The 15952-nt window shown below is 61.6% G+C and carries 15 protein-coding genes; 10 read left to right on the top strand and 5 right to left on the bottom strand.

The window, feature by feature from the left end:
- Nucleotides 1–243 precede the first annotated feature (243 nt).
- Nucleotides 244–471, top strand: a complete 228-nt coding sequence (locus AC07U4_RS22350) for a hypothetical protein (protein WP_495197157.1) — start codon at nt 244–246, stop codon at nt 469–471.
- 1171 nt (nt 472–1642) lie between these two features.
- On the opposite strand, the gene AC07U4_RS22345 is transcribed toward AC07U4_RS22350, so the two are convergent.
- Nucleotides 1643–2935, bottom strand: a complete 1293-nt coding sequence (locus tag AC07U4_RS22345; RefSeq protein WP_495197156.1) for a DUF8535 domain-containing protein — start codon at nt 2933–2935, stop codon at nt 1643–1645.
- Nucleotides 2936–3048: 113 nt separating this feature from the next.
- Between AC07U4_RS22345 and AC07U4_RS22340 the strand changes: the two genes are divergently transcribed.
- Nucleotides 3049–3951: a lytic transglycosylase domain-containing protein gene (locus AC07U4_RS22340; protein WP_495197155.1), complete on the top strand. Its 903-nt coding sequence runs from the start codon at nt 3049–3051 to the stop codon at nt 3949–3951.
- Nucleotides 3952–4127: 176 nt separating this feature from the next.
- On the opposite strand, the gene AC07U4_RS22335 is transcribed toward AC07U4_RS22340, so the two are convergent.
- The 4 genes from AC07U4_RS22335 to AC07U4_RS22320 form a co-directional block, all read right to left on the bottom strand.
- Nucleotides 4128–4937, bottom strand: coding sequence for a helix-turn-helix domain-containing protein (locus tag AC07U4_RS22335; RefSeq protein WP_495197154.1), 810 nt, complete (start codon nt 4935–4937; stop codon nt 4128–4130).
- A 422-nt stretch (nt 4938–5359) separates the two neighbouring features.
- The gene (locus AC07U4_RS22330) at nt 5360–6235 is read right to left on the bottom strand and encodes a replication initiator protein A (protein WP_495197153.1); all 876 of its coding nucleotides are present in this window, start codon (nt 6233–6235) and stop codon (nt 5360–5362) included.
- Nucleotides 6236–6622: 387 nt separating this feature from the next.
- On the bottom strand, nt 6623–7129 hold the full coding sequence (locus tag AC07U4_RS22325; RefSeq protein WP_495197152.1) for a hypothetical protein: 507 nt from the start codon (nt 7127–7129) through the stop codon (nt 6623–6625).
- 102 nt (nt 7130–7231) lie between these two features.
- Nucleotides 7232–7693 (bottom strand): hypothetical protein, encoded by a 462-nt coding sequence (locus AC07U4_RS22320; protein ID WP_495197151.1) that lies wholly within the window; start codon nt 7691–7693, stop codon nt 7232–7234.
- Nucleotides 7694–8095: 402 nt separating this feature from the next.
- Between AC07U4_RS22320 and AC07U4_RS22315 the strand changes: the two genes are divergently transcribed.
- The 8 genes from AC07U4_RS22315 to traC are packed head-to-tail and all read left to right on the top strand — an operon-like array spanning nt 8096 to nt 15949.
- A complete protein-coding gene (locus AC07U4_RS22315) occupies nt 8096–8416 on the top strand; it encodes a TrbC/VirB2 family protein (protein WP_495197150.1) in 321 nt (106 codons plus the stop codon).
- 58 nt (nt 8417–8474) lie between these two features.
- Nucleotides 8475–8765, top strand: a complete 291-nt coding sequence (gene traL / locus AC07U4_RS22310; RefSeq protein WP_495197149.1) for a type IV conjugative transfer system protein TraL — start codon at nt 8475–8477, stop codon at nt 8763–8765.
- 1 nt (nt 8766) lies between these two features.
- The gene (locus AC07U4_RS22305; RefSeq protein ID WP_495197148.1) at nt 8767–9339 is read left to right on the top strand and encodes a type IV conjugative transfer system protein TraE; all 573 of its coding nucleotides are present in this window, start codon (nt 8767–8769) and stop codon (nt 9337–9339) included.
- Complete coding sequence (locus AC07U4_RS22300; protein WP_495197147.1) at nt 9336–10151, top strand: type-F conjugative transfer system secretin TraK; 816 nt, start codon at nt 9336–9338, stop codon at nt 10149–10151. The genes AC07U4_RS22305 and AC07U4_RS22300 overlap by 4 nt, the downstream gene beginning before the upstream one ends.
- Nucleotides 10152–10154: 3 nt before the next feature.
- On the top strand, nt 10155–11489 hold the full coding sequence (locus tag AC07U4_RS22295) for a TraB/VirB10 family protein (protein WP_495197146.1): 1335 nt from the start codon (nt 10155–10157) through the stop codon (nt 11487–11489).
- Nucleotides 11476–12348 (top strand): DsbC family protein, encoded by an 873-nt coding sequence (locus AC07U4_RS22290; RefSeq protein WP_495197145.1) that lies wholly within the window; start codon nt 11476–11478, stop codon nt 12346–12348. Before AC07U4_RS22295 ends, AC07U4_RS22290 begins: the two co-directional genes overlap by 14 nt.
- Complete coding sequence (locus AC07U4_RS22285) at nt 12345–13367, top strand: TraV family lipoprotein (RefSeq protein ID WP_495197144.1); 1023 nt, start codon at nt 12345–12347, stop codon at nt 13365–13367. The genes AC07U4_RS22290 and AC07U4_RS22285 overlap by 4 nt, the downstream gene beginning before the upstream one ends.
- The gene (gene traC / locus AC07U4_RS22280) at nt 13364–15949 is read left to right on the top strand and encodes a type IV secretion system protein TraC (RefSeq protein ID WP_495197143.1); all 2586 of its coding nucleotides are present in this window, start codon (nt 13364–13366) and stop codon (nt 15947–15949) included. Before AC07U4_RS22285 ends, traC begins: the two co-directional genes overlap by 4 nt.
- Nucleotides 15950–15952 lie beyond the last annotated feature (3 nt).

The following is a 15952-nucleotide window of genomic DNA, read 5'->3' as shown; positions in this document are numbered from 1 at the left end:
GTCTCCGCTCACCTCGCGGCAAGTGAATCAGACCACCAACACCACTGCAAGCCCGTCTTTTTCAACACAATCACCCAATACCGGACACTCGGGTTGCTAATTGGCGCTTCCGAAAACTGCTATTCGTTCAGGGCGATCTTTCTATCCCGGTCATTCCTGATGCAAAAAAATTAAAGGCTTTGCATCATCTCTAACCCCCTTCGCGATGGCCGCTAACTGGTGTATTGCCAATGCAATACGCATGTGGGGCAGGATGCCATGTCTGGGAATGAACGACTAACCGCGCGTCAGCAAATTGAAGCCTCTCTCAGCGATTTGGATCGTCAAGAAGAGGAGCATGAAGCCGAATTCGCAAAAGCCGAACGCGAGTTTGCCGCCACTATGGCGGAAACACGGGCGACGGTTCATGCGGGAATAGCGGAAGCGAGAGCCGAGATGCAGCAGGCACTACAGGCTCTAAAAAACGGATGACCGTCGCACGTCTCAATGATGCATAAATCAAAAGTTTTGCATCACGAATGAGGTGGGATCAGCTCGCCTGATAGCGCGTAGCAGCCGACACCCGCCCGCCGGCTCCTCGCTGCTACATCCAGTAGTGAGCTACAACAATACCGACGCCAATAGCTCCAATCACTATTCCGAGATGGGAGCGTCGTGCTTTATAAGAGAGTGATTGTTCGGTATTCAGTAAGTCGGTTAAGTCCGGCACCTTGCCCGCTGTAAGCCACGGATGACGGCCTGCTAGTGACTTTGCTAGATCGTGCGTAAACTCTGGACCATCGCTCCAAGTTTTGTGCCGATCTAATAGCTTTTCTGTTTCTAGTCTTACGTTCGCTTTCCAAGTCGACGGGTCGGATAAATAGCTCTTAATAGATGAGAGATTTCTAGCAGCCTCAAATACAACGCCGCTAGGACTGGGCTGGATTCCGATAGCAGCGAGAACCTCAATTAGACCTGGGCGGTAATTTAGTTCGCCGCTCAAAGCTGGATGGACGGCGCGACTAAGCCTAACGCCATAATCCTGCTCCCCCCTGCTGTTGATATAACTGATTACGACACCGTCTTTTTCGATAAATGCCTGCGTATTATAACCAAGAATGCCGTCGGATTGATAAGTGACCAGCCCTGGCCTGACACCAGCGCAGACATGGGAGGACAGACATCACTCAGGGGAAGCACTTTGGATTTAACCATCGCACCTTTTTGACAGGCACCAATTGCGAAAACCTAAATGTCAGCTAGCCGCTCACCCTAGCCGGTTGCGATGCAAAACTCACGGATTTCGCATCAGCGCAAAACAGCAGGAAACCCAGGGGCCCAGCGATGCAAAATATTGATGCATCAAGAATACCCATTCAGTGGCCGGTTTCCTGGGGTGTGGCCTCCAAAGCGGACGGTCGGCTTTCCACCAAACCTCGCCATTCAACGCCGATCATCGAGCGTCTCATTTCTCGATCCCAATTGGGACGGTTGTCGCGCAGTTGGAGGATTCAGCATGTCCTCTCACCTGACTCCGCGATGGCCGCTCGCCACTGGCCATATGTGCTATTTCCAGTTCTTTCGCGGCTCATTTCTAAATTAGGATAGGCGGGAGCGCCCCTACCCGCTTTAGCATTTCTAACTATCTCGCGGACGGACCACCTCAGATATCGAGCGTGCGCATGATCTTGCGAGTGGCGATGCCCTGCTCGACCTCCGACGGATCGATCGTCACAAGGTCACCTAACATCTTCATGCGTGGGTGAGTGACCGCCTTGGCTGCCTCGTAATCGGCGCTGTCGAAGCCCATCGCCTCCACCACCAGCGTTTTCATTTCCCCGGTCACCCGCGACCTTGCCTCCAGCACGAAGTCAGGTCGACAGGGACCCTGGGAGGTCATGCTGTCGAAGAGTGGCTTGCCGATGGCGAGATCAACCCCTTGGGCATCAAGGGCGCGCTGCCCCGCAAGAATGGCGTTCAAGGTCTTGCGCTCGAAGTCGGACTCGACCGGCACGAACAACCGGCCATTGTGAATCGGCTGCGCGTAAGCCCTGAGTGGGGCGTAACCTCTCGCCTCGGGATACTCACCGGCCACGACGAGCACGATGTACGGCCCACTGATGTGGTTGCCTCGGATGGACGGGGACTGGACGCGGGTCGCGATCCGCACTGGATCACCGTTCGGCACGTGGATTTCGTTGCCCCTGATCGCTTGGGCGTAGAGCGCGACGAAACCCTGAGGCGCGTGCGCCTTTGGCCATTTGGCCGCGAGTGCCCGTAGCGTGCCGTAGACAGCATTGCTCTCCAGCGGTCGCGCATGGGTCCAGAACGCGCGGGCGAGCTCGACGCCCGGTGCGATTTCGATCTTGCCTGCGGCTCGACTGAGCGCGGCGAACTCCTCCTTGATCGACCAGTCAAAGCCGAGGCTGAGCGGAGCGATCCTGTTACAGCCGGCGTTGTCGAGCAGCCGCCATAACAGGCGTGCAAGGCGCGGTGTCGAGGCGTTTCGGGTGCGATCGTCGAGGCTGTCATCGTCAGGGCGCTGCGACAATTTCTCCGGCGCTGGTCGCAGGACCTCGAAAAAGCCTGACGGCGGATCCGTTGGTGTATTGTGAGAGCGAACCTCGGTGATCCGGTTGGTAGCCTGGTCGCGGAAGAACGGGCATTCGGCGCGATGTTCTGGCCGTTTCGTGCTGGTTAGGCGCCGCAGATAGTAGGTTTCGGCCTCCGACAGATACGCCGGCGTCAGGATCGGAGGTGCTTTGTCGTGGCCGAGGCAGTCGCAGGCGATCCAGCGCTGACCAATCCGCGCGTTCTGGACCAGCGTCACACCGGCCTGTTCGTCGTGGAAGGAGCCTTCCCCGACATACCAGCGCACCAGAGCCTCACGTAGCGGACCCGGCAGAGGGATACGGTCCCGGCTGTTTCCATCTGTGTCGCGGTGGATCAACCACATGTCCGACTGACCTCGAGGAGGTGATCCCGGCAGTTTCGGCAGGTTCCCTCACCTTGACAAGCGTAAATTGGTTGATCTCAACTCTTGGAAGACACGCCGTTTAGGGGTTTTCCGTGCGAAATTCAGTCTCCTCCATCGCATTCTGCGCGAGCGTTATCATCGCGTCGCAAGCTCTCGCCGCGCCGAAGCGCGGGCCGGTGCGCAAGGTGCAACTCATCTCTATGACGGGGCCTGCGCCGCTCGAAGGGGACGTTGCTGTCTCCGATCGTGTCGAGACAGCTGACCTTGGTGAGGCCCCACCGCTGCCTGAGGCGTTTCAGGTCCACGATCTCAGCCGACGCTATGTGCAGTTTCGCATGCAGCAGGAGATGGCGGCGACGGCGCAAATACAGGGACCGTCAGTCGGACCGACAACACCGCCGGCGCCGGTTGCAGCTCTTTCGTCCATCGCTGTGCCAGGCTGGTTACGTGGCGGAACCGCTCCCTTTCAATCGGTATCGTTCAAGCCAAGGTGCGCTCCGCTCGCATACAGACCATCGGGCTTCCTTACCCGCGGCGCAGAAGCCCGTCGTGCCGCGTTCTATGGGATGATGAGCGCGATCGCGTGCGAGCAGGGCATTCCGGCCGGGCTGTTCGACGCGATGATAATCCGGGAAAGTGGCTATAACCCGGTCGCGGTCTCGACGGCCAATGCTTACGGGCTCGCGCAGCTGATGCCGGGCACCGCCTTCGGATTGGGTGTCGATCGCTACGATCCGCTGCAGAACATGCGGGGTGGCGCCCGCTATCTGCGCCAGCAGCTCGATCGTTTCGGGCAGGTCCACCTTGCCCTCGCAGCCTATAACGCCGGTCCGGGGCGGGTTCGCGGCGGGCTGGTGCCGCGCATCACCGAGACGCAGGCCTATGTCAGCAACATCATCGCCAATTGGTCACGTCTTACCTCTCCACCAGGATCAGCATCTACGGTCTCGAACCTGCCTCAAGGGTATCGAAGCGCTGCCTTCACCCAGTTCTAAGTCTGCTATAGCCGCGATCTCGACGGCCTGATCTGACAGGCGAACAGAATTTGCATGCTCCACTTGGGAGCATTGTGGCGGCGATAGCCGACACTCCTGTAAGTTGATCTTGATGTATCGGGTCGTTTGTTCGTCGATGGGTTGAGCCATCCCTTTTCCACCAGAGCGTTGGCCGTCTAGGCCAACTCCATCTGAGCATTATTAAATAACTCCATTAGCGGTTCTGAACCAATATGAGCCTCACGCTCAGCGCGATCGATACCTGCTCCCAAACGGGCCATCATCTGGCCGAGCGGTCCGCTGAGCGTTGCCTCCGCAAATTCCTTGCAGGAGAGCGTCGAGAGCATGGCCTTGGTCTTCTCGACCTGCTCCACCTGATGGTCCTCGGCGTCGACCGGGACAGGAGCGGGGCGCATCCAACGCGGTAGAAGCGCTAGCAGGTGCGAGGGTAGCTGCGGTCGATAGGCGTTCGATGTCTGCGCATAGCGCGGCCCCGCGCCCTCTCCCGGGACGCGCTTGAAACGGCGTTGGCGCACGATGAAACCGACGCCCTCCAGCGCGGCGAGGGCACGCGTGATGGTAGCGCGCCCGTAATTCGTCCGATCCGCGAGGTACTCGTAGGTCGGGAATACCCGTCCCTTGTTGAGCCGAGCGAGGGTCAGAATCTCTTCGAACACGCGCACGCTGCTGGCCTGTAACGACGCGATCGCGCGCTCGGCGACACTCAGCTTGCGCTCGCCAAGCCGGGCAATGCGCCGGAGGCCTCGTCCTGCATCAAGTGCTTTTCGGGCGGCATTGAGCAGCCGGTTCGTTTCGCCCTGCCCCGGAATCGTCCAGAAGCTGTCTTCGAACGTGCCAGCTTCCATACTGCCACGCAGCACGGGGACGCCGGTCCGATGCACGGCACCCGATCGTGCCGGCTTCGACCGCACAGGTATGCCGGAGAGCATGCTGGTAAGCGCTCCTCCGAGGGTAATAGCGTCCATTGCCTTCCTCCTTGATGGAGGCCGGACCAGGCAAAGCGATAGCGTGGCGCGAAGCGCGCTCCCTTGAACCGAGGCTCTGAAGCCGCTATGTCAGCAGGATGGTTGGGTCCTGTTTCACGCTTGCCGGCGTGGACATAGAAACTCGAGGGTGCCCGGCTTCGGCCGGGCATTTCCTTATGTGGTCACAGCCGTTTCCCGTTTGACTACCCGCGTCAGGCGAGCGGCCTCACAGCCAATGTGACCGAGAATTCCCGTCGATGAAACATTAACGATTCGTGCTTTCGACTACACTGCACGGAAAATACTCGTGCTTTCGGCTACACTCGCCGCTTTACTCTTCGTGCTTTCGACTACGCTCGCCAAAGATCTTCGTGCTTTCAACTACACTTCAGCGAACGCCTTCAGTCCAAAGTGCGGCGTCGCTAATCCGCCGATGCAATCTCAAGCGCGTGATTCGCCTGGGCATGCGGGACCATGCTGACGATCTCATCATCGACCTTTCTCGACGGTATGCCTGAGGTGGCCAATGGCTTTTGGAGCGACAGCGTGAATCCTGGAATGGAATCGCTTTCGATGATGCTCTTCAGGATACCTTTGAATTGCCGCGCCGAGCTCTGGTAGCCTAACTGTAGACGGAGTTGCTCCAACGTCGTGCTGATCGGCCCGTCGATGCAAGAGGAGCGCGCGACCTCGTACAATCGCCTTTCAACAGGTCCGAGCTGAAAGTAACTCGGTACATATTCTAGAACATGGCGGTCCTTGAGGATCGCGCGGAACAGCCAATCGCAGAGCCGCACCTGCACCGCCTTCAGTCTTTTCTCTCCAGTCGGGGTCTTAGTATAGTGGAGCTGAGCGGCTTCGAGCCACGAGAAGTACCCCGCTTTTCCTTCTCCACCTGCCTCGATATCGGTCTTGATCTGTGTGCCTTGCAGACGCGCGAGAGCATCGGAGAGGCGGGTATACGACCGCTTCGAGCTGTTGACGCCGGTTACGCGGAAGAGATCGTTTGCGGTGAAATAGAAGTCTTGGGTGACCGGCTGTCCCGCATCAAGCTTCGACACCATTAGGCTAGCGATATAGAGAAGTATTTCCTTGTCGTAGATCGTGGCGATCCCCTTAGGGCCCGGACCGATCTCGATCGAAACCGTGTCGGTCTTATAGATCAACGTCTTCGTCCATGCCGTCTTTGCCAGCGCGAAGAAGGGAAAAGCCATAAGTGATCGCTCGCCCTGAACCCCGCTCAGCAGCGGGCTATCGAAGGCGAAGAGGTCTCCCTGGTTGCTGATGCTGTCGGTCATTCTAATTATCTCCGGCTTCGCGGACGGATACCCGCCTGGGGTGGCTCATCCAAGGCCCCGCTGCGCCCCGCCAAGCGACTGTCGTCGAAAGCACGAGGAGTGTAGTCGAAAGCACGAAGCCGCGGCCGCTATAGGAGGGGAAGCGCAGGCGGACGGGGGTTCGAACCGCTTAATTTCGTGCTTTCGACTACACTCACCGGTCTGGGAGGCGGCTCATTCTCGGACAAGCCACAATCCTGCTCCCCCTCCCCTCCTACCCTTGAGGAGGTGATTGGCGCACGGCCGGCGCCATTGGGGGCTGTAGCATCTGGGAGATAGAACGACGTCAGAGACCTCGTGCGAGGCTTCGTCGGCGCTTAGCGCTCTACGGCTCGCATGTCTGTGCGATCAGTATTTGGTGTGGTCGAGGCGCTCGTCCTTGCGGCCGATGAGGTCGGTATACAGATCCTTCAGCATCTCGAAGATGGCGTTGTGGATGCGAACGCCGTGCTCCTTGCGGATATCCTCCGACTGCAGCCCCGAGACCACCTCGAGGAGGGATGCGACCTTCATCGGTAGTCCCTGGATCACCACCGTGATGAGCGCCACGACCGCAGCCATGTCCTCTGCGCTCACGGGCTCGTTGTTGGTGATCATGTCGTTGGCGAGAGCGACTTCCAGCGCGCCGGCGCCCATCGAAGCAAGAATTGCCTCAGCCTCTACGATGCTGATCGGAAGCCGGTTCTCATCCCGCAGGATGCGATTGATCCGGCACCGGTCATAACCTGTGTTCTTCGCGACAGTCCGCTGGCTCAGGCCCTCGGCTTTCATGCGAGCAACGATGTAATCTGCGATCGTGTACGGCCTACTGAGCGCCGGAGCGCTCGATTCGGTCACCTTCTGAAGTGCCCCCATTGCCTATCCCTCCCGGAAACGCTCTTAACCGATACCCCCGCCAAGCGGCTTTGCAACCCTGACGTTAGCACAAACTTAATCATTACAGGGGGTCAGCAGGCGCTATCGGATAGGAATTACATTCGTTTTGGTTCTTACCAGTGATTTCGCATACTTCTTGGCCGCTTCGGGCGTTATACCGAGCTTCGTAAGAATGTCGGTCTTATTTTCCTCCACGATAAAGTCGTACAGGATCAAAGAAACTGCGTCAGCAAAAGCAACTGATGTTCCCATCGCTTCTTCGAGCATAGCTGTCGCTCCCTCGATAGTGGAAGCGCTGCTCTCGAGAATTGTAAATTTCAGCGTGATGTCACCCTCCGTGGGAATCACGTCCAAGTGCTGCCGCAGATTTTCCGTCGTATAATATTGCGGAAGCGTCGAAACGGCGTCTGCGCGGTAGTCTACCACCTCACCTAGGACGCACATACTTCGCCTTTTGTTCGAAAAAAGGCGAATGCTCTCGGTAGCCAGCCGCAAATAGAACTCAGAGACCTCTAATTCGCATTCTTTTTTTGTCGCCAACATCATCGATCTCTTTGTTCACCTGCGCTTTAAGTCCGCAGTCGGCCTTTCTTGTCGGTACGCGACCATTCTAGCGAGTGAAACACCTTGTCGAAGCTCCGGTCACGCGAATCTACGTTTCATAACAGCGTTGCCCCCGTTCAAACACCATGGCGCATATGTGCGCCACCATGTCTCACGAGAGCGACAGCCTGTAGCATATCCGCGCCACCATGTCTCTGATCCGCGCCAGCGTGTCTCACATCCGCGCCACGCCATCGGCGCAGGGACAAAAAACTGGCTTAATGAGTCGGAAATAGCGACGGACGCGAAAGTTCCGCCGGATTGGCGTTGCCGCTCAACAATCAGCCGGACACCCTTCCTTTGGGCGCGCTGAAATGCGCTCGATCGAATGGAGACCTCCACATGAAGAGCATGCTCAAGATCGGCCGTCGTGCCGAGACGACCGCCCTGGCGGCGATCGGCGTCGCAGCGGCAGCCGCCGTGTTCGCGTCGCCGGCCTTCGCCGGTGCGGACCAGACGTTCAACACCGCGCTGCAAGCCTTTACCGGCTTCCTCGAGGGTTCGGGCGGCAAGATCATCACCGTTCTGTCGCTCGCGGGCGGCGTCGTCGGCCTCGCCTCGGGTCGCTTCTCGCTCGGCCAGGTCGCGATCCCGGTCGGCGTTGGCGTCGGTGCCGGCACCGGTATTCCGATCGTGACGTCGACCGTCACCGCAACGATCTGAAGCCGACCGGGTCGGCGGAGATAGCAGCTCCGCCGACACCGTCTTTGAAGGTGGCGTGATGTCAGCCGACAAGTTCGTGATCCCATCGCACCTCGACGACCCTGAGCTGATCGGGTTCTGGACGCTCGACGAGTTCCTCGCGATGGTCATCCCCTTCACTTGGGGGATCCTGTCCCAACACATCGTCATCGGGATCGGCTTGGCCGTCCTGGGGTGGTGGGGCCTCCGAAAGGCCAAAGCGGGACGGGCGACGTCGTGGCTCATTCATCTCGCATACTGGCATCTGCCGGGCGGCTTTCCGTCGCTCAAGGCCACGCCACCTTCCTACCTCCGTTTGATGGTGGGCTGACATGGACTTCTCCTACCAACACGCGCAGTCCCAACGCGTCCTGCGCCAGCGCAACATGCTCGGCATCACAGCAATCGTGCTGGCCGGCATCGTCGCCCTGCTTCTGCTCTTCTCGGCGAACCGCGAGCGCGAGGCAGTGCTGCTGCCGATCCTCGACGGGCCGCTACGGGTTTCGAGTTCGGGCGTAACGCGCGAGTATCTCGAGCTCGTCACCCGCGACACTGCGGTGCTGACGCTCAACCGCACGCCCAATAGCCTCGACTATTGGATGAAGCAGGTTCTCGCGATCGTGTCGCCGAAGTCGCAAGGTGCGATCAAGGCCGACCTTCTCAAGATCGTCGATGACCAGCGCGGATCCAGCATGTCCCAGTATTTCACGCTGGAGGGCATGGAGATCGACCCCAAGGCGCTGCAGTCGACCGTGTCGGGCAAGCTGAACACCGTCATCGGGCAGAAGGTCGTCTCATCGGAGCCGCGCACCTTCGTCTACGACTGGGAATACGTCGGCATGAGCCTGAAGCTCGTCGGCTTCCACATGGTCCAGCCCAAGAGCCGCATGGGAGTCTCGATGTGACCGCCCTCTACGCGTTCGGAAGCGCCGCGCTCGGGACTGCCCTGTCGTCGCGGACCTTCTGCCTCATCAGCCGCATCATTGGCGCCGCCCTGATCGCTGTTGCTGTCTTCGTCTTTGCGGCGCCGGCGTTCGCCGCTGGTGACCAGACGCTGATGGCTGCGGACGGTACCCAGGTATCCTGCAACGCCTCCGCGAAGGACCTGACGCGCATCAGCCTCGTCGGCGACGAGTTTGCCGGTGTGTCGAAGATCAACACGGGCAATCCGTCGGACGATTTTTCGGTCGTGAACGAGCCGGTGCGCGGCGACATTTACCTGTCGGTCCCGGAAGGCTTCGGGCGGCAGGTCCTGTCATTCTTCGGCACCTCAAAGCGTGGCTACGTCTACAAGTTTCAATGCCGGATTAGCGGCGACCAGGCAGTCCAGGTGTTCGTATCGAACCCCGCGATCGCCAAGGCGGATGCGGCCGAAGCCGGCCAGACCAAAGTTGCGGCGGCCACCTCGCCAGAAGACGCCGCGGTATCTCTGGTTCAGGCGATGTACGCCAACAAGTCTGTCGACGGCTACGAGATGCGCCAACGCTCGCTGAAGCCCGTCTATGTCGGCAACCTCAAGGTGCAGATGATCGCCGAATATCGCGGCGAGGCGCTGACCGGCCGGGTCCTGCGCATCGAGAACAAGGGCACCGCCGAAACCACGCTGACCGAGGCGAGCGTGGCGCCCGCCAGCTCGCTCGCGGTGTCGATCGCCGAGCCCAAGCTCGCGCCCGGTCGGGTCACGACCGCCTACCTCGTCTCGCGAAACGGAAACTGAGCCATGGGCATCAAGAACATCTTTTCCCGCGAGCGTAAGCCGCTCGATGCGCCGGAGGCCGGTGACGGCGTCTCGCCGATCGCCTCCGAGTTGGATGGCAACACCCAGATCCACAAGAAGCAGAAGATGATCCTCGCCGGCGGTGTCGGTGGTCTGGCGCTCGCATCGTGCTTCTGGATCTTCGGTGGCGACGACAACGCCGCCAAGAAGATCGATCCGGACAGCGCCGACAAGAAGACCGTGTCGGTCGCCGACATGGCCAACAAGACCAAGTCCGAGCAGGAGTGGATCGCGCAGTCCGAAAACCGCTTCCAGTCCAACGAGAACCAGCTGAAGAGTGTCGAGGGCACCAATGCGCGAGTTGCGCAGCTGTCCCAAGAGATCGATGCGCTGCGCGCGCAGAACACCTCGATGTCGTCGGATGGACAGCGTGTCGTCTCGGCCTACCAGGCGGAAAACGAGCAGCTTCGCCGGCAGGTGAACCAACAGGCCACTGCGCCGCAGCCGGCCGCAGGGCCGCAGGCGATGTACGGCCCGGGTAGCGCCGCAGTCTACGGCACCTCCGGCGCCGCTGGCGCTGGCTCCCCGCGTGACGTCGCACCTGCACGGCTGAGCGAAGTGAAGATGGTCTCGTTCGGCGCGACCGAGACCGGTACGGCCTCCAAGATTGCCAAGGGCAGCACGGTCTACACCGATAGCCCCAACTATCTGCCGGCGAACAGCTTCGCGACCGCCAAGGTCATCGTCGGCGTCGACGCCGCGGCAGGCGTGAACAGCCAGACCGATCCGCTGCCGGTCGTGCTGCGCATCACCGGGCCGGCGCGCTCGGTACTGCAGAACGGTAAGCTGCTCACCACCAAGATCCAGGGCTGCCTCATTAACGGCGCTGCGCGCGGCGAGCTGTCGAGCGAGAAGGTCTACATCAAGCTGCAGAAGATGACCTGCCCGCAGCCGGGCGGCCGCTATGCCGAGTCCGAGGTGAAGGGCTTCATTGCGTTCGGCGGCAAGACCGGCGTGCGCGGGCGCGTCGTCAGCCGCGAGGGCTCGCTGGTGAGTCAGGCATTCATCGCCGGTCTCGTCGGCGGGATCGGCAAAGGCTTCGCTGCCAATTCCAATTCCTTCCTGCAGGGCACGAACGTGCTGGTGAACGGCAAGCGACAGCAGCTCGGCGTTGGCGACATCGCGCAGGGAGGCATCGGAAACGGCATCGGCGAGGCCGGCGACATGGTCTCCAAATATCTGATCGAACGCGCCGAGCAGTACCAGCCCGTCATCGAGATGCCGACCGGTGTCGACGTCGAGATCGTCTTCCTGGAGGGTGTGTATGTCCGCAACTGATTATCTCGCCTTCTGGCGCCTCCGCCCGCGGTTCCTCGCGACCGTCGCCGCCTGTTCCGCCGTTATCGGATTTGGCGCTGCCGGTGCGGCTTCGACCCTTGGCTTGATGACCACGTCTGACGCCAAGGTTGAGGCACTCCTCAAGGCACGCCTCCCCAAGACGCAGGTGACCAAAATCAACTGCGCCATCGTCGAAGGCCTCTGTGAGGTCACCGCGGGCAGCAACCTCTTCTACGTCGATCGTTCGGGCCGCTACCTCATGATCGGCCGGGTCTACGACATGGAGACGCGCCAGGACCTGACCGCGACGCGCCTCCTCGAGATCAACCCCGACACGCTCATCGGCGGGGCGGCCAAGGCCAACAATGCCCCAAGCGGCGACGAAGCGCCGCTGACGCGCGGTGCGGGCGCACCGCCCGCGGCGCCAGCCGCGCCGCAGCATCTATCGCTCACGAGCCTGCCGGCGACCGGTGCGATCGTGTGGGGCAAGTCGGGCGGCAAGACGGTCACCGTCTTCAGCGACTTCCGCTGCGGCTACTGCCGCGCGCTGTCCAACACGCTGCGCACGATGAACGTTCGCGTGGTCGAGCGGCCAATCTCGGTGCTCGGCAGCCGCGATCTCGCCAACCAGGTCTATTGCGCCAAGAACCGTGAGGAGGCGCTGCATCAGGCCTACGCCGGCGAGCCGCTGCGCAATGCCGGCACGTGCAACACCTCGGGCCTCGACGCCAACGAGAAGTTCGCCCGTGCGCATGGTCTCTCCGGCACGCCCGTCATCGTCCGCTCCGACGGCGCGATGATCGAGGGCTACCGGCCCAAGGAGGCGCTGGCCGCCTTCATCGAGGGAGGACGGTCGTGACACCTACCAAGCTCGGAGCGCTCGCGCTCATCCTCGCCGGCACCGGCCTTTCCAGCTGCACGACGATGGGCGGTAACATCAAGGGCAACTTCTCGTGCGTGGCGCCGGACGGCATCTGCGCGCCGAGCTCGATCATCGACGATCGCGCGCTGGCGATGATCGCTGGCGAGGAAGGCGATCGCATGATTACGCCGGCAGGCCCCTACAGCGCGCCGACGACCGACGATCGCGGTGGCCAGAGCATCGCCGCCCGCAACGTCGTGGGCGGCTTCCAGTCGGCCGCTTCCACGCCGGCGCGCAGCCAGGAGCGCGTGCTCCGTATCGTCTTCCCGTCGCAGATCGACGCCGCTGGGCGCCTGCGCGAGCAGACCGCGATCCACGCCGTGGTCGAGCGCGGCGAATGGCAGCAGGCGCTCGCCGACAACGCTGTTGCATCGACGCCGGCGCAGGTTCGCGCCGCAACGGGAGGCGATACGCTGCTCGCCGCTATCGATCGGGCCGATCAGCCCACATTCGTCGACGGCGATCCGGCGGTGGATCCCGATATGCCGACGGGAGCTGCAGTAGCCGCCGCGCGTGCTCAGGCGGACCCTGTCGGGGATATCAGGGATCAGGTGGCGCGCCGGCTGTCCAAGGCACCTCGTCGTCTCCCTGTCACGCCATCGGCACTGCATACACCGGCTACGGTGACCTACTCGGCACCGGCTGCTGCCGCATCGTCCCAGCCTGTGCGCGCCACCCCTGCTGCATCCATCACGCCTGCCCGCGTCGGCGCAACCACCCCCGCCAAGCCTCTTTCCTCCTCCGCGCCTTCCCGCCCGGTCGTCACGGCAAGCTCGGGCGTCGCGGTGCCCAAGTACGCGACCCAGGCTGGACGCAACGCCATCGTGGCGGTCGCGGCCAATCCCGCGATCCGCTCAGGGCTCTCGCGTCCCGAACCGGAAGCGCGTGACGCGGCCAAAGCGTCATCGCCTCTGCCCGTGCTGCGAGCATCCTCCTTCCCCGGAGTCGACCAATGAGCTTCCTGAAGGGCCTGCTCTCGAACCTCGTCGGTGACACTGCCAAGCCGGAGCAGGGTCGCCCTGACACCGCGGTCCCGCGGTTCGTCCACTGGCTGCCGTACCGGGGCTACGATCCCAAGACCCATATCTATTACAACAGCGCGTCGCGCGGCTTCTTCCTCGAGGCAACGCCGATGATCGGGGCGACCGAGCAGAGCCATGAAATGCTGGCGCAGCTGCTGTCGGAGGGCATCCCCACGCCTGGTGCGCTGCAGATCCATGGTTGGATGAGCCCGCGGATCTCCGAGAAGCTCTCTCAGTGGTACATGCCGCGCTACTCCGCATCGGGCATCTACGAGCGGATGGCGCGGCATCGGACCGAGTATCTGATGGGCGGCGTCTGGAACTCGTTGTCGAACTCCGCGCCCTTCTGCCTGCGCAATCATCGGCTCGGGCTGTCCTACTCGACGCCTGAATCGAGCCGCGTGTCGAACGAAGAGATCGTCTCCGTCATGGAGGGGCTCATCTCGGCGCTGGAATCGCTCGGCGTCCACGCGCGGGCGATCGACCCCAAGGGTCTCATCGCGTGGATCGACGACATCACCTCGCCGACGACGGCGCCCGGCGACGACACGATCACCTACAACCCCTTCGATCCGATCGCCGACCAGGCTGTGCGCCACGACCTCGAAATGAAGATCGAGCCTGACCGCATTCTGCTGCGTACCGAGCGTTTCCGGCCAACCGGCAAGACCGTCGAGAACGCGCCCGAGATCGGCGAGATTTATCCCGACACGTTCGACGTGCGCTCCTTCTCTGTGCGCAACCTCCCGCAGCGCTGGGCTCCGTGGGACATGGCCAAGCTCATCGGCGACATGTTCGCCGACAAGCTGCGCATGCCCTGCCCGGTTTCAACGAACCTGTGCCTCGACTTCCCAGACGCGGAGGCCTCCGGGCAGCGCGCCGGCCGCAAGTTCATGCGCACCACCAGCCTCGCGGATTCCAAGTCGGCCCGCATGCTGCCGCAGCTCAAGGACCAGTCAGAGGAGTGGCGCTTCGTCAAGGACGAGCTCCGCCAGGGGCGCAAGCTGGTGCAGGCGTTCTACTCGGTCACCTCGTTCAGCCCTAAGGGCAAGGGCGACGCCAACGAGCGTATCCTGAAGTCGGTGTACCGGGCCGCTGGCTGGGACCTGCTCGACGATCGCTATCTGCAGATCCAGGGCCTGCTTGCCGCCATGCCGATGACGATGGCCAACGGCCTGTCGTTCGACCTCAAGAACATGAAGCGCTTGCGGACTGTCCTGACGACGACCGCCGCCAGCCTGATGCCGCTGCAGGGCGAGTATCTGGGCGGCAACAACCCCCACCTGATGCTGATCGGCCGACGCGGGCAGCCCTTCTTCTGGTCGCCGTTCGAGAACACCGCCGGCAACCACAATGTCGCTGTTTTCGGCAAGTCGGGCTCGGGCAAGTCGGTGGCTCTTCAGGAGCTTTGCTCGTCGATGGTCGGCGCCGGTGCCAAGGTCGTCGTGATCGACGACGGCCGCTCGTTCGAGCACTCCGCCAAGCTGCAGGGCGGCGCATTTGTGGAGTTCACGATGTCGTCGGGCTTCTGCATCAACCCGTTCTCGATGATCGACCCAGCCCTTGCGGAAGCCGACGAGGACTACCGGATGGACTGCTTCGCGATGCTGAAAAGCATCGTGAACCAGATGGCCCGGCACATCGACAAGCTCAACGATACGGAGCGGGGCCTCATCGACGGCGCGATCAACGCCGTCTGGGCGGACAAGGGACCGAACGGGTCGGTGAACGACGTCATCACCGCCCTCGATGCCACGGGCAATCAGATCGGCATCGACCTCGCGATCGCGATGCGGCCGTTCTCGTCGAAGGGCACCTACGGTCGCATGTTCGAAGGCGAGGTTTCGTTCGAGCTCAAGAACAACCTCACCGTCTTCGAAATGTCGGATCTTTCGTCGCGCGAGGAGCTGCGCAGCGTCGCCCTGACCGCGATCATGTTCCTGGTCAGCCAGTCGATGCGCCGCGAGGATCGCTCGATCCGCAAGGCACTGCTCCTCGATGAGGCGTGGCAGATGCTCAAGGGCGGCTCGATGGCCGACTTCATTGAAGCCTATGCGCGTACCTGCCGCAAGTACGGTGCCTCGCTGGTCACCGCGACGCAGAGCCTCAACGACTATTACAAGTCGGACGGCTCCAAGGCGGCGCTCGAAAACTCGGACTGGTTCGTCATCCTTCAGCAGAAGGAGGAGACGATCGCCGACTTCAAGAAGCACGATCGCTTCCAGATGGACAATTACACCGATGCGCTGCTTCGGTCGCTGAAGCGCCAAGGCTCCGAATATTCGGATGTGATGATTAAGGGCCCGGAGACGTTAGCCGTGGGCCGCCTCGTCCTCGATCCCTATTCAGCGACCGTCTACTCCTCGTCACCGCTGACCTTCGCCGCGATCCATGACCTGCTCGAGCAAGGTCTGACGATGGAAGAGGCGATCGAGCGGGTCGCCTATCCCAACAATCCCGAGAAATGGACCGATCACGGCGCGGATGACGACGCGCTGCCGATCGCCGCGGAGTGACGA

The organism is Sphingomonas sp. GW821-FHT02B09 (assembly GCF_059421875.1).
Note: the sequence above shows the minus strand (reverse complement) of the source record. Positions and strands in the feature narration are given on the sequence as shown.